Source organism: Gordonia sp. ABSL11-1, from assembly GCF_030315685.1.
GTDB lineage: Bacteria > Actinomycetota > Actinomycetes > Mycobacteriales > Mycobacteriaceae > Gordonia.
Window position 1 is genome coordinate 96,288 of the sequence record NZ_JASXSI010000003.1, and the last position, 21,925, is coordinate 118,212.

Annotated in this window: 1 protein-coding gene (running past both ends of the window); it reads left to right on the forward strand. The window is 70.7% G+C overall.

All 21,925 nt of this window come from inside a single coding sequence — locus QSJ19_RS04715, non-ribosomal peptide synthase/polyketide synthase (protein ID WP_286318654.1), on the forward strand. Of the gene's 54,687 coding nucleotides, 14,604 precede the window and 18,158 follow it; the stretch shown corresponds to coding positions 14,605-36,529 — codons 4,869 (complete) to 12,177 (partial); the first codon wholly inside the window starts at window position 1. Both codon boundaries (start and stop) fall beyond the window edges.

Genomic DNA, 21,925 nt, shown 5'->3' on the forward strand with positions numbered 1-21,925 from the left:
CCGTCGGCAAAGGTCGACCTGACCATCGACATCGCCACCTTCAGCCGTCCGATCTCCGGTGCTCCCCAGGGGCCGGGGGAGGCGTGGCGCGGCTCGATCGTTTACGCCACGGACCTGTTCGACGTCGAGACGGTCGAGCGGTTCGCCGCCGCGTTCGTCGGCGTGCTCCGCGAGCTGACCGCCGACACCGCCACACCCGTCGGTGACGTCGCGCTGACGTCGGCCGCCGAATCCGCTCGCCTACACGAGTTCTCGACTGGCCGCGTCGTCGAGGTCCCCGCGACGACCCTGGACACGGCGATCACCGAGCAGATTCGGCGCGACCCCACAGCGCCCGCCCTCCTGTTCGAGGACCGGGTGGTCGATCTCGCCGAATTCGGTGCCCGCGTCGCGACCCTCGCGCGCGAGCTCATCGGCCGCGGCGTCGGACCGGACGTCGCCGTCGGCGTCTGCCTGGCCCGCTCGGTCGACATGGTGGTCGCGGTGCACGCGATCGTCGCGGCCGGCGGTCAGTACGTGCCGATCGACACCGACGCCCCCGCCGACCGGGTCCGGTACATGCTCGACACCGCACGTGCCGACCTCGTGCTCATCGGCCCCGCGGACGTCCCGGCCGCGATCGCCGACAACGACGTCGCGACCCTCGTCGTCGACACCACCGGACCCGTCGCCGACGACGTCGCCCCGATCACCGACGCCGACCGGATCGCCCCGCTGCGGCCCGATCACGCGGCCTACACGATCTTCACGTCCGGCTCGACCGGCCGTCCGAAGGGCGTGACGGTGTCGCACCGCGCCGTTCTCAACCGCATCCTCTGGGGTCTGGAGACGTTCCCGATCGACGCGTCCGACACCGTGATCCTCAAGACGCCGTACACCTTCGACGTGTCGGTGCCCGAACTCTTCGCACCCCTTCACGCGGGTGCGCGCATGCTGATCGCCCGCCCCGGTGGACACACCGACCCGGCCTACCTGGCCGACGTCATCGAGACCGCCGCGGTGACCTCCGTGCACTTCGTGCCGTCGATGCTGTCGGTCTTCCTCGACGTCGTCGACGACGCGACCCTCGCGCGCCTCACGTCGATCCGGTACGTGTTCGCCTCCGGTGAGGCGTTGCCGCCCGCGGTGGCCCGAGCGACGCGCGACGCCCTCCCGTGGGCGGGGCTGCACGACCTGTTCGGTCCCACCGAGGCGGCGGTCGAGGTCGCCCACCAGGACCTCGACGTCGTCGGCGACACCGTCCCCATCGGCCGGCCCACCCACAACACGACGACCTGGGTGCTCGACGACCGCCTCTCCCCGGTGCCGCCCGGTGTGCCCGGCGAGCTCTATCTCGGCGGCGTGCAGCTGGCCCGCGGGTATGCGGACCGACCGGATCTCACCGCCGACCGATTCGTCGCCGACCCGTACGGCACTCCCGGCGGCCGTCTGTACCGCACGGGCGATCTCGTCCGCTGGAGCCCGGGCGCAGCGGGAGGGGGCGACCTCGGGCACGACGAGGCCGCGCGCGGTGTCCTGGAGTACCTCGGCCGCACCGACTTCCAGGTCAAGCTCCGCGGTCAGCGCATCGAGCTCGGTGAGATCGAGAGCGTCCTCACCGCACTCGACGATGTCGTCCACGCGGCGGTCACCGTCGCCCGGTCGTCCTCCGGTGCCGAGCACCTGGTCGCCTACCTGGCCGGCCCCGCGTCCGTCGACAGTGCCAGAGACGCGGTCGCACAGTCGCTTCCCGAATACATGCGGCCCACCGTGTGGACGCTGCTCGACGACGTCCCGCTCGGCAGCTCGGGCAAGCTGGACCGCCGAGCCCTGCCCGAACCGGACTTCGGTACCGCCGACGCCGACCATGTCGCACCGGCCGACGACGACGAACGTGTCATCGCCGACGTCATCGCGGGCGCGCTCGGCATGCCGCGCGTGTCGGTGACCGAGTCGTTCTTCGCCCTCGGCGGCGACTCGATCATGTCCATCCAGGTCGCCTCGGCACTGCGCGCCGCCGGACTTGCGGTGAGTCCGCGCGACATCTTCGAGAAGCGCACGGTTCGTGCCCTCGCCGCCGCGGCGCGGACGGCGGCCGGGCGCGAACTTCCCGAATTCGACGGTGGCGGTACAGGTCAGGTGACGCTGACCCCCGCGATCCACTGGATGCTCGAGCATGCCGACGGGCCTGCCGACATCGCCGACTTCTCCCAGACCAGTGTGCTGAGCCTTCCGCCGGAGATCGACGTGCAGTCGCTGCGTACCGTGCTGTCCGCGGTCGTCGATCACCACCCGATCCTCACCGCCCGCCTGACCCACGCCAATGGTGCCTGGGAGATGTTCGCGGGCAACATCTTTGACGCTGTCTCCGCCGTCGGGATCCGCGACGTGGGCCATCGCGTCGGCACGGCGGAGTTCGTCGAGTCGATCCGGACCGCCCACGCCGACGCACTCGGGCGGCTCGATCCCTCGACCGGAGCCGTCGTCGCGGCGATCGGACTGCGCGGTCCGGACGGTGCCGGCCGGCTCGTCCTCGCCATCCATCACATCGCGGTCGACGCGGTGTCGTGGTCGACGATCATCACCGATCTCGTGACCGCCTGGACACACCACAGTGCCGGAGAACCGATCGCATTGCGGCCGGCGGGCACCTCGATGCGTCGCTGGTCGGCCGTGCTCGCCGACCTCGCCGACCGCACCGACGAACTCGACCTGTGGTCGCGGCAGCTCGACGGTGATCGCGCACCGGCCGGCGGCGAGACGGCGACCCAGATCGGAATCGGGCGGCCCCTCGACCGCGCCCGCGACCGGCAGTCGACCGTCCGGACGATCTCCTGGACCCTGCCCGCAGCACTGTCGGAGGCGTTGGTCACCACCGTTCCCGACGCGTACCGTACCGGCACCGACAATCCGCTGATCGCCGCACTCGCCATCGCCGTGGCGGAGGTGGACCCCGCAGATCGGGTGTCGATCCTGCTCGAGGGCCACGGTCGCGAAGAACAGATCACCCCGGCCGGCACCCGCGCCGACCTGTCGCGCAGCGTCGGTTGGTTCACCAGCATCGCACCGCTGGCGGTCGACGTCAGCGACACCGGTGACCCGTCGGCAATCGTGAAGGCGGTGAAGGATTCCCGTGCCGGGATGCCCGATCACGGGATCGGATTCGGACCGCTCCGCTACCTGCGCGCCGGTTCACCGATCGCACGGGCACCGTTGCCGCCGGTCAGCTTCAACTACTTCGGCAACGTGGCCGCGGGCGTCACCGGCGTCACCGGCGCCGGCAGGGCATCCACGGACGTCGCCGGGCCCACTCATGGCTTCCTTCCCGTGCGTGATGCGCCCGTGCTGCCGCCGTCGATCCGTGGCGGCATGGTGGCGCTCGCGGCGCTGACCGTCAACGTGTCGGTGGTCGCCACCGAGTCCGGACGCGTCCTGCGTGCCGATCTCGGCGTCCCGGAGGCCGTCCTCGACGCCGCCGGCCTCATCGCGATCGCGCAGCGGTGGCAGGATGCCCTCGCCGACATCGCCGCACACGTGATGAGTGTCGGTGATCCCGGTCTGTCCGAATCGGACGTCGCCGGAACCGGATTGACGCAACGCGAGATCGACGAACTCGCCGTCGGGCATCCGGGCGCCGAGTTGTGGCCCCTGTCGCCGCTGCAGCAGGGTCTGCTGTTCCAGTCCGAGGTGGCGGTCCGCCCCGGAGAACTCGATCCCTACCTGATGCAGGTGGTGATCGAGATCGCCGACGGCATCGACGAGGCGCGGATGCGTCGCGCCGCCGCCGAACTGTTCCGGGTCCATCCGGTCCTGCGGTCGGCGTTCGTCCGAACATCCGCCGGCACCCCGGTCACCGTGGTGCCACCCGCCGTCGAACCCGAGTGGCGGACCGTCGATCTCACTGACATCGACGACGAGTCGGCACGCGAGCGGGTGGACGAACTGGCGGCGGCCGGACGCAGGGAGCGTTTCGACCTGTCCCGGCCCGGGCCGATCCGCTTCGTCGCGGTCGCCATGCCGACCGGCGGACATCGTCTGATCGTCACCAACCATCACATCCTGCTCGACGGCTGGTCCGGACCGCTGGTCATCGCCGACCTGTTCGCCGCCTACGTCCGTGACGGCGAACGCACCGCCGACGCCGCACGCCCTGCCACCGAGAACGCTGCCACCGAACACGCTGCCACCGAGCACACCGGTACGACCGACCGGACCGGGTACCGCGACTTCCTGGCCTGGCTGAGCCGTCGCGACCGGGCGACGGCACGGCGGGCCTGGGCCGCCGAACTCGCACCACTCGAGGGGCCGACGCTGCTCGCACCCGGCCACACGTCCACGGTGGGGGAGACGCCGGACGCCTACGAGATCGATCTCGATGACGATCTCGTGGCCGGGTTGCACCGCTTCTCCCGTGATCGCGGGGTCACCCCGTCGACCGCGATCCAGGTGGCATGGGGACTGACCCTGTCGCGCCTCACCGCGAATCGGGTCGTCGCGTTCGGCGAGACGGTGTCCGGACGACCGGCCGACCTCGAAGGTGCCGAGACCGCGATCGGCCTGTTCATCAACACACTGCCGGTCATCGTCGACTGCGATCCCGGCCGGACACTCGCCGACATCGCCGCCGGTCTGCAGGAGGCGAAGACCCGACTCCTCGATCATCAGCACCTCGGACTGGCCGAGATCGGCGCCGTCGCCGACGAGACGGTTCTCTTCGACACGCTGACGGTGTACGAGTCCTACCCGGTCGACGCCGACGCGCTCGCCTCGGGCAGCCGCGCCGCCGGACTGGACATCACCTCGGTGGACTTCGCCGACTCGACCCACTACCCGCTCAACCTGATCGTCGCCCCGCGGGCGGTCGACGGGACGGACTCCCCGGACGGGATGCGGTTCCGGTTCTCCTATCTGCCGAGCGCCCTGGATGCCCATGAGGTGACCCGCATCGCCGGTCACGTGCTCGCCGGACTACGCGCCCTGGTGGAGGCCCCCGGCCGGATGCTGCGCGACGTCGACACGATCAGCGACGCCGACCGGGATCTCGTCGAGTCGTGGTCGGCGGGAGACGTCGTCGACGTCGGACCAGGCACACTCGCCGACCGCGTCACCGCGCAGATCCTCGCGACACCGAACGCCCCCGCACTGCGATACGACGACCGGACGGTCACCTACGCCGAGTTCGGCTCGCGGGTGTGGGGACTCGCCCGCGACCTGATCGCGCGCGGCGTCGGCCCCGATGTCGCCGTCGGCGTGTGCATCCCACGGTCGATCGACCTGCTCGTCGCGCTGCATGCGGTCGTCGCAGCCGGTGGCCAGTTCCTGCCGATCGACCCGGACGCCCCCACCGACCGCGTCGCGGCGATGCTCGACTCCGCCGACGCCGCGCTCGTGCTGGTGGGTCGCGACATCACCGAATCCGTGGTGACACAGCGGGTCACGACCCTCACCGTCGACACCGACACGGCATATGCCGGCAGCACGGACGACGCCGACGACGTCCCGCTCACGGATGCCGACCGCATCGCGCCACTCGCCGGCGACCACGCCGCCTACACGCTGTTCACCTCGGGCTCGACCGGACACCCGAAGGGCGTGACGGTCACGCACGCCGCGATCGTGAACCGCCTCGCGTGGATGCAGGCGACCCACCCGCTCGACGCCACGGACGTCGTGCTGCAGAAGACCCCGGCGACGTTCGACGTGTCGGTGTGGGAGTTCTTCTGGCCGTTGATGGTCGGCGCCGAACTCGTCGTCGCACGACCCGACGGCCACCGCGATCCCGGTTATCTCAGTGCGGTGATCCGGGACACCGGGGTGACCACGACACACTTCGTGCCATCGATGTTGTCGACGTTCCTCGACGTCGTCGGTCCGCGCGGACTGGCCGAGCTCACCTCGGTCCGACAGGTCTTCACCTCGGGCGAGGCGCTCGCGCCGCCGGTGGCGTCGTCGGCCCTCGAACTGCTACCGGATGCCGCGCTGCACAACCTGTACGGCCCGACGGAGGCGGCGGTCGACGTCACGGCCCACGAGGTCCGGACGGACGAGTCGACGGTCCCGATCGGGCGCCCGGTGTGGAACACCGGGGTACGGGTACTCGACGATCGTCTGCGCCCGGTGCCGCCGCGTGTCGCCGGGGAGCTGTATCTCGCCGGTGTCCAGCTCGCCCGCGGATATGCGGGACGACCCGATCTCACCGCCGACCGGTTCGTCGCCGATCCGGCCGGACCGGCGGGCACCCGCATCTACCGCACCGGTGATCTGGTCCGCTTCACGGCCGACGGCGAACTGGAATACCTGGGCCGCACCGACTTCCAGGTCAAACTGCGCGGCCAACGTATCGAACTCGGCGAGATCGAGGCGGTCCTCGCGTCCGCGCCCGGTGTGGTCCACGCGGCGGCGGCCGTCGTCACCGGACCCGGCGGTGACGATCACCTCGTCGCCTACGTCGCCGGCGGAGGCGGCGGGATCGACGCCACCGACATCGACACCGACGCCGACACCGACGCGGTCGTCGACATCGATGCGGTGAGAGATGCTGCTGCGCAGTCACTTCCCGAGTACATGCGTCCGACGATCGTGTCGGTGCTCGACCGGATGCCGCTGAACAGCGCAGGCAAGATCGACCGCCGCGCGTTGCCGGCACCAGAGTTCGGCGCGGGGGAGTTCGTCGAACCTGCGACCGACACCGAGCGTGCCATCGCCTCGGTCCTGGCCGACGTCCTCGGCGTCGACGAGGTCTCGGTCACCGCCGGCTTCTTCGACCTCGGCGGGAACTCGCTGTCGGCGACGCGCGTGGCGGCACGGATCTCGACCCTCCTCGACACGCGGATCGGTGTCCGCGAGATCTTCGACGCCCCGACTCCCCGCGCGCTGGCGCAGCTGGTCGCGGGCCACACGGGCGAGGCTCTGGAACCGGTCACCGCATCGCAGCGCCCAGAACGGATCCCGCTGTCGCCGGCGCAGCAGCGGATGTGGTTCATCAACCGGTTCGATCCGACATCGCCCGCCTACAACATCCCGTTCGCCCTCACCCTGAGCGGCCGTCTCGACGAGAACGCGCTGCGCACCGCGATCGCCGACATCGCGGCCCGGCACGAGAGCCTGCGCACGCTCTTCCCGTCCGACGACGACGGCCGGGCACATCAGCAGATCCTCGACCCGGACGCGCTGATCCACGACACCTCGTGGTGGATCACACCCTCCGATGCCGCCGCCGCAGCGGACGTCGCGGCACGGCCCTTCGACGTCACCCGTGATCTGCCGATCCGGGCCGCGCTGGTCGCCACCGGTGCCGACGAACATCTCCTCGTGGTGATCCTGCACCACATCGCCGCGGACGGGGAGTCGCTGGCGCCACTCCTGCGCGACATCGTGACCGCCTACCGTGCGCGCGTCGCGGGCCGCGCGCCGGAATGGGCGCCGTTGAGCGTCCAGTACGCGGATGTCGCACTATGGCAGCACCGTGTCCTCGGTGCCGCCGACGACCCGGACTCCGTCGTCGGGCGGCAGGTGGACCACTGGGTCCGGCAGTTGGCGAACCTGCCCGACGTCATCGAACTCCCCACCGACCGGCCCCGGCCCGACGTCGCCTCCCACCGCGGAGGGCTCGCCGAGTTCGAGATCCCCGACGATCTCGTGACGGCCGTGGACGAGCTCGCCCGCGACCACGGGGTGACCCCGTTCATGGTCCTGCATGCCGTCCTCACCGCGGTGCTGGCGAGGATCACGGCGTCCGACGACGTCGCGGTCGCGACGCCGGTGGCGGGGCGCGGACAAGCCGAACTCGACGACGTCATCGGCATGTTCGTCAACACCCTGGTGCTGCGCAGCGCCGTGCGTCCCGGGATGACCTTCGCCGAACTGCTGACCGCCACGCGCAGAACCGATCTCGACGCGTTCGATCACGCGGACGTCCCGTTCGAGTATCTCGTGGAGCGTCTGTCGCCGGTCCGGTCGGAGGCGTTCGCACCGCTGGCACAGGTGATGTTCACCCTCGAACAGCATGCCGACCCGCGGGTCGAACTACCCGGCCTGACGATCGCCGCAGCCGATCCAGGTGATCCCGCCGCGCGGTTCGATCTCACGGTCGGGCTGTCCGCGAGCCGTGACGACGACGGCGGGCTCGCCGCTCTCGAGGGCTCGATCGTGTACGCACGCGACCTCTTCGACCACGACACCGCGATGACGATCGCCGACTGGTATCTCGCCGTCCTGCGTGCCGTCACCGACGACCCGACCACCGTGATCGGAGATGTGCCGCTCGTCGACGCGGCCACCCGTGGCCGGCTGCGCGCCTGGTCGCAGGGACTCGACGTGGAGATCGATCCGGCGCTGCTGCCCGACTCCGTCGCGCGGTCGGTCCGCGCACACCGCCGCGCGACCGCCGTCGTCGACGGCGACCGGACCCTCACCTACAGCGAGTTCGGCGATCAGGTGAACCGTCTGGCGCACAGGCTGATCGGGCTCGGCGCCGGCCCCGATGTCGCGGTGGCGGTCGGTGTGCCGCGATCGGCCGAGATGCTCGTCGCCGTCCACGCCGTCGTCGCCGCGGGCGGGCACTACGTCCCACTCGATCCCGACGCACCCACCGACCGCACCCGTCACATGCTGCAGACCGCGGGCGCGTCGATCGTCATCGTCGGGCCGGATGGACCCGCCGAGTTGCTCGCCGACGCGGTCGTCGACCCCGCGATCGCTGTGGTCGAAGCAGATCTGTCACAGGCCGGTGCGGACGGGTCACCGGACCCGGTGGCGGTCACCGACGAGCAGCAGCGTCGTCCGCTCACCGCCGACCATGCCGCCTACACCCTGTTCACCTCGGGATCGACCGGCCGGCCCAAGGGCGTCGTCGTCAGCCACGCTGCGATCGCCAACCGTCTGGCCTGGATGCAGGACGCCCACCGGCTGCGGCCGTCCGACGTCGTCGTGCAGAAGACCGCCGCCACCTTCGACGTGTCGGTGTGGGAGCTGTTCTGGCCGTTGACCGTCGGCGCCACGCTCGTCCTCGCCCGTCCGGACGGACATCGGGACCCGGCCTATCTCGCCGCACTCATCCGCGACACCGGGGTGACCACCGCCCACTTCGTCCCGTCGATGCTGTCGGCATTCGTCGAGACGCTCGGCAGCGACGGCCTCGCCGGGCTGACCTCGGTGCGCCAGATATTCGCCTCCGGTGAGGCATTGGCCCCTTCGGTCGCCGACGCCCTGCTGCGTGGCATGCCGAATGCCCGGTTGCACAATCTGTACGGTCCGACCGAGGCCGCCGTCGACGTCACCGCACATGAGGTGCGGCCGGGCGACGACGCGGTGCCCATCGGACGTCCCGTCTGGAACACCACCACCCGTGTGTTGGACGCCCGCCTGCACCCGGTGCCGATCGGCGTCCCGGGTGAGCTCTACCTCGCGGGAATCCAGCTCGCCCGCGGCTACGCCGCCCGCCCGGATCTCACCGCCGACCGGTTCGTCGCCGACCCGCACGGCCCGGCCGGGGCCCGGATGTACCGCACCGGCGACCTCGTCCGCCACACCCCGGCCGGCGACCTGGATTATCTGGGGCGCACCGACTTCCAGGTCAAGCTCCGCGGCCAGCGCATCGAGCTCGGCGAGATCGAGGCCGTGCTCCTCACGGCGCCGGGCGTCGTGCACGCCGCGGTGACCGTCGCGGTCACCGGCGGGGACGAACACCTCGTCGCCTACATCGCCGGTGCTCCCGGGACACCGTCCGTCGACCTCGGCGATGTGCGGTCGGTCGCCGCCCGCATGCTTCCCGGGCACATGCGGCCGACGGTGTGGATGCCGCTGCAGTCGGTCGAACTCACGTCGGCCGGCAAGCTCGACCGTCGGGCGCTGCCGCCACCGCATCCCGCGCACCGCGACGACGCCGACGAGTTCGTGACCCCTGCGCCCGGCACGGAGCAGACCGTCGCCGACATCGTCGCCGAGGTACTCGGCACCGATCGTGTGTCGGCCGTCGACAGCTTCTTCGACCTCGGCGGCACCTCGCTGTCGGCGACCCGCGTGGTCGCCCGCATCGGCCGCGCCCTCGACACCGAGGTGTCGGTGCGTGACCTGTTCGAGGCGCCCACCGTGCGGGCGCTCGCCGAGCGGGTCCGCCCCGGCACGGGCGCGAGTGCCGCGATCACCACCGGCCCACGCCCGGCGGTGATCCCGCTCTCGTTCGCCCAGCAGCGGATGTGGTTCATCAACCAGTTCGACACCTCGTCGGCCGCCTACAACATCCCGTTCGGTCTGCGCCTGCGCCCGGCCGAGGACGACGCCGATCCCATCGACGTCGAAGCACTGCATTCGGCGATCCTCGATGTCGTCGCCCGGCACGAGATCCTGCGCACCGTGTATCCCACGGTCGACGGCCGGCCCACGCAGCGAGTCCTCGACCCCGCCGATGCCGCAGCGGTCCTCGATGTCGCGCCCGCCGCGGATGCCGACGACCTCGTGGCGGTGACCGGACGCGGATTCGACGTCACCGCAGAGCTTCCCCTCCGGGGTCGTGTCCGGGTCGACACGGACTCCGACACCACCGACGTCGTGCTGGTGATCCACCACATCGCCTTCGACGGCGAGTCCGCACAGGTGCTCGCCACCGACCTCGTCGGCGCCTACCTCACCCGGACCTGCGGCGCCACGGCGCGCCCGGCACCGTCCGTCCAGTACGCCGACTACGCGCTCTGGCAGCACGAGACGCTCGGGCGCACCGACGACGCGCGAACACCCGTCGGACAGCAGTTCGCCCACTGGATGTCGGTCCTCGACGACATCCCGGCGGTCACCGACCTGCCCGCCGACCGCCCACGCCCCGGGGTCCTCGATCCCGAGGGCGCGCGTCTGTCCGTCGAGATGCCGCGCGAGCTCGCCGACGCGGTCGCACGCACCGCCCGGGAGACCGGCCTGACCCCGTTCATGGTGTGCCACGCCGCATTCGCCGTGATGGTCTCGCGTCTGGCCGCCACCCGTGACGTCGTGATCGGCACACCGGTCGCCGGCCGGGGACAGGCCGTCCTCGACGACGTCATCGGCATGTTCGTCAACACCCTGGTGTTGCGGACGGCCGTCGATCCCGCGGTCACCGTCGGCGACTTCCTCACCGCCGTCCGCGACGTCGATCTCGACGCATTCGCCCACACCGACGTCGCGTTCGAACGACTCGTCGACGCCCTGGCGCCCGAACGATCGCCGGCGCACGCACCGCTCGCCCAGATCGCGTTCACCTACGCCGCCGACGACCCGTCGAGCAGGCAGGCGCTGCGCGCAGCGGGTGTCGTCGCCGAACCGATCGACATCGCCGACCAGGACGCCAAGTTCGACCTCACCCTGGGTGTGCTCGAACGGACGGCCGGTGGGGAGTCGTCCGACCTGACCGCGGAATTCCTCTATGCCCGCGCGCTGTTCGACGAGTCGACGATCCGTGGGTTCGCCGACACCTGGATGCGTGTGCTGAGTGCGCTCACCGCCGATCGCGACGTGGCGGTCGGGGACATCGATCTCCTCAGCGACGACCAGCTCCGTGAGATGGACGCCGTCCGTGCCGAACTCGCCGCCGCTCGTCGCGCCGCAGACACCTTCGGTGGCGGGCGGACGCTGCCCGAGGTCCTCGTCGACCGCACTCTCGACCCGGACCACGCGGCGCTGATCGCCGACGACGACACCACCGTCACCTACGGCGAGTTCGAGGCCCGCACCAACCGGCTCGCCCGAGTCCTGATCGCCGACGGTGTCGGACCCGATGTCGTGGTCGCCGTCGGCATCGCCCGCTCGATCGAGTCGGTCGTGGCCACGTGGGCCGTCATCAAGGCCGGCGGTGTGTACCTCCCGGTCGATCCGACCTACCCGGCCGATCGCATCGACCACATGCTGTCGGATTCCGGTGCAGCCCTCGGCATCACCACCAGTGCGGACCAGGCGGTCCTCGGCGAACGGGACCAGCTCCGATGGCTGGTGCTCGACGACGACGACCTCGCCGCCACCGTCGATCGGGAGTCGCCGGCACCGCTCATCGACGACGATCGACGCCGCGAGGTGCGGCTCGACAATCTCGCCTATCTCATCTACACCTCCGGCTCCACCGGCCGTCCCAAGGCCGTCGCGGTCGCGCACCGCGGGATCTCCGACCTCGTCCAGGCGCATCGCGAGATCTCCTACGGTTCGGCGACCCGCGTGCTGCACGTCGCCTCGCCCAGCTTCGACGCGTCGTTCTTCGAGATGATCTGGGCCATCGCCTCGGGGCACACCCTCGTCGTCTCGCCGCCCCACGTCTACGGCGGACCCGCACTGGCCGAACTGATCTCACGCCACCGTGTGAGCGATGCCGTCATCACGCCGACCGTCCTCGCCACGATGGATCCGGCCGGGCTGTCGGGACTCAAACACCTGGCCACCGCCGGCGAGGCGTGCCCACCCGAGCTCGTCGAACGGTGGGCGCCGGGCCGCACCATGCTCAACTTCTACGGCCCGTCCGAGACCACCGTCTGGGCCACCGCCGGACGGTCGGAGCCCGGCCGGCCGGTCACGATCGGACGCCCCATCCGGGGCTTCACCGCCTATGTCCTCGACGAGCGACTCAACCCGGTCCTGCACGGGGTGATCGGTGAGCTCTACCTCTCCGCGCCAGGTGTGGCACGCGGCTACCTCGCGCGCGCCGGACTGACCGCCACCCGATTCGTCGCCGACCCCCACGGGCTTCCCGGATCGCGGCTGTACGCCACCGGTGACCTGGTGCGCCGCGCGGCATCCGGTGATCTCGAGTTCGCGGGGCGCGCCGACCATCAGGTGAAGATCAACGGCCAGCGCGTGGAGCTGGGCGAGATCGACGCCGTCCTCACCGCCGCCCCCGACGTCGATCAGGCCGTCACCCTCGGCGTCCGCGATGACGCCGGCCGCATCCGACTGGTGGCCTATCTCGTCGGCGATCGCATCCGGGAATCCGCCGTCGCGGAGGTCGCGGCCACCCGGCTGGCCGCCCATATGGTGCCCGCGCAACTGATCGTCGTCGATGCGCTCCCGCTGACGCCCGCCGGCAAGCTCGACCGGGCGGCGCTGCCGGCGCCCGACTTCGCCGTCGACACCGAGTTCGTCGCACCCGCAACGGATGCGGAACGTGTGCTGGCCGACATCGTCTCCGGACTGCTCGGCATCGACCGGATCGGCGTCGCCGACTCGTTCTTCGCCCTCGGCGGCGACAGCATCATGTCGATCCAGTTGTCATCGGCGGCGACATCGGCGGGCCTGCACCTCACACCGCGGGACATCTTCGAGCACAAGACCATCCGCGCGATGGCCGCGGCCGCCGGACAGATCGGGACACCGGTCGCGCCGCTGCCCGAACCGGCCGGCGGACCGACGGGTGACATGCCCCTGACACCCATCGTCGACTGGCTCGTCGAGCACGCCGACGAGCCGGCAGACCTCGCCGACTTCTCGCAGTCGACCCTGGTGCACCTGCCCGCCGCGACCACCCCGTCCGACCTCACGGCGATGATCGGCGCGCTCGTGCACGCCCACCCGATGCTGTCGGCGCGGCTGCGTCTCGAATCGAACGGATGGGCGCTCGACGCCGGCCACCACCTCGACGCGGACGTGACGATTCGTGTCGAAACGGTCCGAGATGACCCGCACACCAAGGCGTTCGCGGACGCCGTGGCAGACGTGCACGCCGCGACGCTGGCCGAACTCGACCCGGCGATCGGCCGGGTCCTGGGGTGCGCGGTCATCACCACCCACGACCACAGCGGGGACCCCGACAGCGCGTACGGTGACGGGGCACGCCTGCTGATCGTCGCCCATCACCTCGCCGTCGACGCCGTGTCGTGGTCCACGATCATTGTCGACCTCGCCACCATGTGGTCACAGGTCGGAGCGGGCCTCGAACCGTGCCCCGAACCCGAGGGCACCTCCGTCCGAGCCTGGGCGCACCACCTCGACGACCTCGCCGACGACCGCACCACCGAACTGGACCACTGGCTCGAGCGCCTCCCGGCCGAGCGGGACCGGGCGAGTGACGCCGCGCGCATGCGCGATGCGTGGACACACGCGACGACGATCGACCCAACGACCACCGCGGCCCTGCTCACCGCCGTCCCGGAGGCCTTCGGCGCCGGCACCCAGGACGCCCTCCTCGCCGCGCTCGCACGGGCCGTCGCCGGCACCCCGCTCGCCGACGACTCGTCGGTGGTCATCCTCCTCGAGGGCCACGGACGCGAAACCGACGTCGGCGCAGCAGGTTCCGCCCACCACTCGATCGATCTGTCCCACACCGTCGGCTGGTTCACCACGATCTCACCGATCCGAATTCCGGTCGGTGACGGCCGCGGCGTCGTCCGGACGGTGCAGGACACCAAGGAAGAGCTGCTCGGCCGACCTGACAACGGCATCGGGTTCGGCGTCCTACGGTCGGCCGCGCGGAGGTCCGATCGCATCGGCGCCGACCTGGCCGAACTGGGCCGACGACCGCTGCCGGCCATCGGATTCAACTACTTCGGCAATGTCGGTGCCGCGACCGGCCCCGACGACGCCGCAGAAACCGCGTTCCTGCCGACCGGCGACAGCGTGGCACTGCCGTCGACACGCAGCGGAGCCCTACGCGCACCGACTGTGCTGTCGGTGGATGTGAACACCGTCGTCGTCGACGGCCGACGCACACTGCGGACGACCTTCACCTACCAGCACGACGTGCTGACAGCGGACGACGTCACCACCATCGCCGACCGCTGGGCCACGGAACTGGGAGCCGTCGTCGCGGCCCTCGCCGACGAGACGCCCGGCCCCTCGCCGTCGGACCTCATCGCCCTGCCGCTGAGCCAGGACGAGATCGACGAGCTCCGCGCCCGTCACCCCGGCGCCGACATCTGGCCGCTCACACCACTTCAGGAGGGCCTGTACTTCCAGGCCGAGCTCGGTTCGACCGGCACCCGCGACACCCGGGGCGCGGACGGTCACGGCGGTGCCGGTGATCCCGCGGGCGAGATCGACGTCTACATGACGCAGGCCGTGATCGAGCTGGCCGGAGACCTCGACGTGTGGCGACTGCGCGACGCGGCGCGCGCCCTCCTGGCTCACCATGCGGTGCTGCGCTCCGGCTATACCCGCAGCAACCGGGGTACGCCGGTCGCCGTGGTCGCTCCCGACGCCGAACCCGAGTGGGCGACCATCGATCTGCGTGACGCCGGCCCCGACGGCGCAGCACGACTGGACGATATCGCCGCCGAGCAACTCCGGGTGCCGTTCGTCCTCGACGAGCCGGCCCTCATCCGATTCGCGCTCGTCGTCCTGCCGACCGACGACACCGGGCTGACCCGTTCGGCATTGATCGTCACGAACCATCACCTGCTCGTCGACGGATGGTCGGGCCCGCTCGTCCTCGGCGACCTGTTCGCCACCTACTTCGCCGGCCGGCCGATCACCACCGGTACCCCGGACTTCTCCGAGTTCCTCCGCTGGCTGGCCCGCCGCGACGACGGCGCCGGTCGCGACGCGTGGGCCGATGCCCTCGCCGAACTGGACGGGCCCACCCTCGTCGCACCGGGGCGGATCGCCACCGAGAGTTCACGGCCCCACGACCACGCGATCGACGTCGATCCCGAGATGACGGATGCGATCGGTCGCGCTGCGCGCAGGCTCGGGGTGACGACATCGACGCTCCTGCAGTTCGGATGGGCGGTGCTGCTGTCGCGGCTGACCGGGCAGCGGTCGGTCGTGTTCGGTGAGACGGTCGCCGGACGCCCGGCCGACATCGAGGGTGTCGAGCAGATGGTCGGCCTGTTCATCAACACGGTCCCGGTCGCGGTCACCGTCGATCCCGATCAGTCGATCGATGCCGCGGTGCGGCAACTGCAGGAGGCCAAGACCCGGCTTCTCGACCATCAGCACCTGGGCCTGGCCGACATCGCGGCGGCGGCGGGACACCACATCCTGTTCGACACCCTCACCGTGTACGAGTCCTACCCGGTGGACACCGGTGCCCTCGCCGAGGGCACCGGTGGGACGGACGAGGGATCATCGGCGCTGTCGATCGCCGAGGTCCGCACCGGTGATGCCACGCATTACCCGCTCAATCTCGTGTCGGCGCCGGCACGAGGGGACGACGCGACCGGCCCCGTGCTCACCCTGCAACTGAAGTATCTGCCGGATGCGTTCTCCGACAGCCAGATCGAGCATCTGTCCCGGATTCTCCAGCAGATCCTCGCGCACCTGAGCGCCCCGGCCGGCGGGTACCTCCGCGACATCGACCTGTTGTCGTCGGCCGACCGCGACATCGTGCTGGACTGGTCACGCGGTGCGGTCGTCGACGTTCCCGACGAGTTCGTCGGCGACGCACTCGCCGTGACCGCAGCCCGGACACCGGACGCGATCGCGGTCGTCGACGGTGATCGGACGATGACGTACGCAGAACTGTCGTCGCACGTCAATCGTCTGGCGCGCGCACTGATCGCCGAGGGTGTCGGACCCGACGTCGCGGTGGCGGTCTGCCTCCCGCGATCGGTCGAGATGATCGTCGCGGTGCATGCCGTCGTCGTCGCCGGTGGTCAGTACGTCCCCATCGACACCGAGGCGCCCGCCGACCGTGTCCGCGACATGCTCGAGACCGCCTCGGTCGCACGGATTCTGGTCGGTCGCGGCGATCTCCCCGACGGTGTGCGATCCGCACTCGACCACCCGCCCACCGTGCCCAGTTCTTCGCCGACCGGGTCCAGTTTCGCGCCGAGCGTGCCCAGTTCCTCGTCGATCGTGCCCAGTTTCGCGCCGACTGTGCCCAGTTCTGCGCAGACTGTGCCCGATGGGCGCGACGCTGGACACGATGAGCGAGATTCTGGGCACGATCGGCGAGATTCTGGGCACAGTCGGCGAGATTCTGGGCACGATCGGCGAACAGACGTGCGCATCGGGATCCGCGTCGTCGACCTCACCGACCACACACCCGCCGACCACACCCTCGCCGACCACACCCTCGCCGACCACACCCCCGCCGACCACACCCCCGCCGACGACACGCCGCTACGTCCGGACGAGCACGGAATCCGACGACCGGATCACGCCGTGTACACAATGTTCACGTCCGGCTCGACCGGCCGACCGAAGGGTGTCACCGTCGCGCACCGGGCGGTCGTCAACCGACTGCGCTGGGGCATCGGCGAGTTCCGGCACGTCGATGCCGACGTGACCACGATCCTCAAGACGCCGTACACCTTCGATGTCTCGGTCCCGGAGCTGTTCGCCCCCTTCATGATCGGCGCGAAGGTCGTCGTCGCCCGGCCGGGTGGCCACGCCGACCCGACCTATCTCGCCGGCCTCATCGCCCGACACGGCATCACCGCCATCGACTTCGTCCCGTCGATGCTGGCGGCGTTCCTCGACGTCGTCGACGACGACCGCCTCGCCGCGATGACCGGTCTGCGCCACCTGTATCTGGCGGGGGAGGGACTGCCGCCGTCACTCGTCGCAGCGGTGCGCCGACGACTGCCACGCGTCGAGATGTACAACCTCTACGGCCCGACCGAGGCCGCGATCGAGGTCACCGCGCAGGATCTCGACCTGGTCGACGAGCACGCGCCGGTGGTGCCGATCGGATCGCCCGTCTGGAACACCGATGTCTGGGTGCTCGACGACCGGCTGCGGCCCGTGCCGCCCGACATCGCCGGCGAACTGTACCTCGGCGGCGCACAGATCGCGCGTGGCTACGCCGCACGCGGTGCACTGACGGCCGAGCGATTCGTCGCCGACCCGTTCGGTGCCCCGGGCGCGCGACTGTATCGCACCGGTGATCTCGTGCGCTGGAACGTGCATGGGGGAGTGGACTACCTGGGGCGCACCGACTTCCAGGTGAAGCTGCGTGGCCAGCGAGTCGAGCTCGGCGAGATCGAGGCCGTGATGTCCTCGGCGCCGGGCGTGGTGCATGCCGCCGCGACGGTCGCCTCCTCGGCGGGTGGGGCCGAACATCTCGTCGCCTACCTGTCGGCGGGTCCCGACGCCGTCCTCGACCTCGATGAGGTCCGTGACGTGGTGTCGGCACGACTACCCGGTTACATGCGCCCGACGGTGTGGATGATCCTCGACGACGTACCGCTCAACAGCGCGGGCAAACTCGACCGACGGGCACTGCCGGAACCGGAGTTCGCCGGGGGCGACATCGTTGCGCCGTCGGGTGGGGTCGAGGAGACCATTGCGCAGATCGTCGCCGACGTCCTGGGTCTCGACGACGTATCGGTCACCGACAGCTTCTTCGACCTCGGTGGCAATTCCCTCTCGGCGACCCGGGTGACCGCCCGCATCGGTGCCGCGCTCGACGCCGACGTCGCCGTCCGGGATCTGTTCGAGGCGCCGACCGTGCGCGGCCTCGCCCGCCGCATCGAGGTCGGTGGCGCCGACCTCGAACCCCTCGTCGCCGTCGGCCGTCCCGCCGAGATCCCACTGTCCTTCGCGCAGCAGCGGATGTGGTTCATCAACCAGTTCGACCCGGACTCCACCGCCTACAACATCCGCCTCGCGGTGCGGCTGACCGGAGATCTCGACACCGCCGCTCTCCGTGAGGCCTTCGCCGACGTCGTCGAGCGACAGGAGGTCCTGCGCACGGTCTACCCGGCAACCGACGGGGTCCCGCGTCAGGAGATCCTCGACATCGATTCCGCGCGCGCCGGATTCGACTGGCGGGTCGTCGACGACGCGGACGATCTCGCCCGGGCCGTCGACACCGGGTTCGATGTCACGACCGCCCCGCCGCTGCGCGTGCGCCTGTACGCAGAGTCCGCCGGCAGTCACCTCCTGGTCGTCGTCCTGCACCACATCTCCGGCGACGGCGAGTCCCTCGCGCCCCTCATCGGCGATCTCGCCATCGCCTACGCGGCACGGCGCGAGGGCACCGCACCGCGGTACCTGCCGCTGCCCGTGCAGTTCGCCGACGTGTCGCTGTGGCAACAGCGGGTGCTCGGTTCGGTCGACGACGACGAGTCGGTGCTGGGCACCCAGACCGCCTACTGGGAACGGCAACTCGCCGATCTCCCGGACGTGCTGGAACTCCCGTCGGATCGGCCGCGGCCGGCGGTGGCGTCGGCGCGTGGCGCCCGCCGTGATCTCGTGATCCCCGCCGACATCGCCCGCGCGGTCACCCGGCACGCCTCCGACCGCGGCGTCACACCGTTCATGGTGCTGCATGCCGCCCTGGCGGCGGTGCTGTCGCGACTGTCCTCGACCACGGACATCGCGATCGGCACCCCGGTCGCGGGCCGCGGCAGGCGCGAGCTGGACGGACTCGTCGGGATGTTCGTCAACACCCTGGTGCTGCGGACGGAGGTCGACCCGGCTCGGGCATTCGACGAGCTCCTCGACGACATCCGCCGTACCGACCTGGACGCATTCGAACGTGCCGCCGTCCCGTTCGAGTACCTGGTCGACCGGCTCAATCCCGTCCGGTCCGAGGCGTTCGCGCCGCTGACGCAGGTGTGGCTGAACGTCGGCGGCACCAGCGCGGGCAACGCGATCCTGCCGGGTCTCGACGTCACACCCGTCGACGACGCCGGCACGGCGGTCGCACGGGTGGATCTCAGCGTCGACTTCGGCCCACCGCCGAGCGGCCTCGATGCCTGGCACTACGTGATCACCTATGCGACCGACCTGTTCGACGACGAGCGGGTCGCGCAGATGGGCGACACGCTCGTCCGCGCACTCGCCGCCTTCTGTTCGGCTCCGGCCGCCGCGATCGGCGACGCCGACATCCTGCCCGGAGTGGCGCAGGTGGACTCGTGGACCGCCGGCGACACCGTCGACGTCCCCGACCGGACGCTCGGTGACATGGTCGCTGCGCGCGTCGCAGAGGAACCCGACGCCGTCGCCCTCGAGTTCGAGGGTCGGTCGGTGAGCAATCGCGAGTTCGGTGCCCGGGTGTCGGTGCTCGCCCGGAATCTGATCGCGAACGGTGTTGGGCCGGATGTGGCCGTCGCGGTGAGTGTCCCGCGGTCCGTCGAACTCGTGGTCGCCCTGCACGCGGTGATCGCCGCGGGTGGTCAGTACGTGCCGATCGATCCCGACACACCCGCTGATCGCGTCGTCTACATGATCGACGTCGCCGGAGCCCGGGCGATCATCGTGTCCGGAGATGTTCCGGCCGGTGTCGACCCGGCCGTCACCCCCGTGATCGACCTCGATTGTGCTGCACCGCTGAATGAGTCGACGGCTCCCGTGACCGACGCCGACCGCCTGGGCACGGTGCGCGGCGGACACGCGGCGTACACGATCTTCACCTCCGGCTCGACCGGCCGTCCGAAGGGCGTCACCGTCACCCACGACGCCATCGTCAATCGACTGTCGTGGATGCAGGTCTGGTATCCGATCGACACGACCGATGCCGTGGTGCAGAAGACGCCGGTCACCTTCGATGTCTCCGTCTGGGAGTTGTTCTGGCCGTTGACCGCCGGGGCCACGCTGGTGATCGCGCGACCCGACGGTCATCGGGATCCCGCGTATCTGGCGTCGCTGGTGCACTCGGCCGGAGTGACCACCGCGCATTTCGTGCCGTCCATGCTGGCGGCCTTCGTCGACGTGGTCGGGCCGGACGGGATGGCCGAGCTGACGTCGCTGCGTCGGGTGTTCACCTCGGGCGAGGCCCTGGCGCCGACGGTGGCGTCCGCCGCGCTCGAGGGCTGGCCGCAGGCCCGCATGATCAACATGTACGGGCCCACCGAGGCGGCGGTCGACGTGACCGTGCACGAGGTCGGTGCGGACGACGCGGTGGTGCCCATCGGGCGCCCGGTGTGGAACACCGCGGTCCGCATTCTCGACTCACGACTGCACCCGGTTCCCGCCGGGGTACCGGGCGAGCTCTACCTCGCCGGTGTCCAACTGGCCCGCGGCTACACGTCGCGGCCCGATCTCACCGCGGACCGTTTCGTGGCGGACCCGTACGGTGTGGCCGGCGACCGCATGTACCGCACCGGCGATCTGGTGCGGTGGACCGGCCCGGAGAGCGGGTCGGGTGCCGGAATCGGCGAGGTGGAATACCTGGGACGCACCGACTTCCAGGTGAAGCTGCGTGGCCAGCGGGTGGAGTTGGGGGAGATCGAGTCGGTCCTCGCCGCCACCCCGGGTGTCGTGCACGCGGCTGCGCTCGTCACCGCGGGGCCGGGTGGCGGCCAGCTCGTCGGCTACATCGCCGGCGAGACGGTCGACCTCGACGTCGTGAAGGATCGTGCGGCTCGCGCCCTCCCGCAGTACATGCGACCCACCGTGTGGTCGGTGCTCGGCGAGATGCCGTTGAACGCCGCCGGAAAGATCGACCGCCGGGCCCTTCCGACACCCGAGACCGGAGCCGGGACAGATGAGTTCGTGGCCCCCGACAGCGACGTCGAACAGACGATCGCCGAGGTGGTCGCCGATGTTCTCGACGTCGAGACGGTGTCGGTCACCGCCGGGTTCTTCGACATCGGGGGCAACTCGCTGTCGGCGACCCGGGTCGTCGCACGTGTCGGCGAGGCGCTCGGGGTCGACCTCCCCGTTCGGATCCTCTTCGAGGCGCCCACCGTGCGAGGACTCGCCGAGGCGGTGTCGTCGACACCGACGGCGCGCACCGTACAACCGCTGGGCCCGCAACCGCGGCGCGATCCGATCCCACTGTCCTACGCGCAGCAGCGGATGTGGTTCATCAACCAGTTCGACCCGTCGTCACCGGCGTACAACATCCCGGTGGTCCTCCGGTTGTGTGGGCATGTCGACCTCGACGCGATGCGCGCCGCCGTCCGGGACGTCGTGGAACGCCACGAGGTGCTGCGCACCATCTACCCGGCCGACGCTGCAGGTGTGCCGCGCCAGGACATCCTCGGGGCGACCGAGGGCACCATCGATTGGGAGGTCACCGGCGAGGAGTCCGCGCGATCGATCCTGCGCCGCGGTTTCGACGTGACGATCGAGACACCGCTGCGAGTGCGCGTTGCGCCGCGTCACCGCA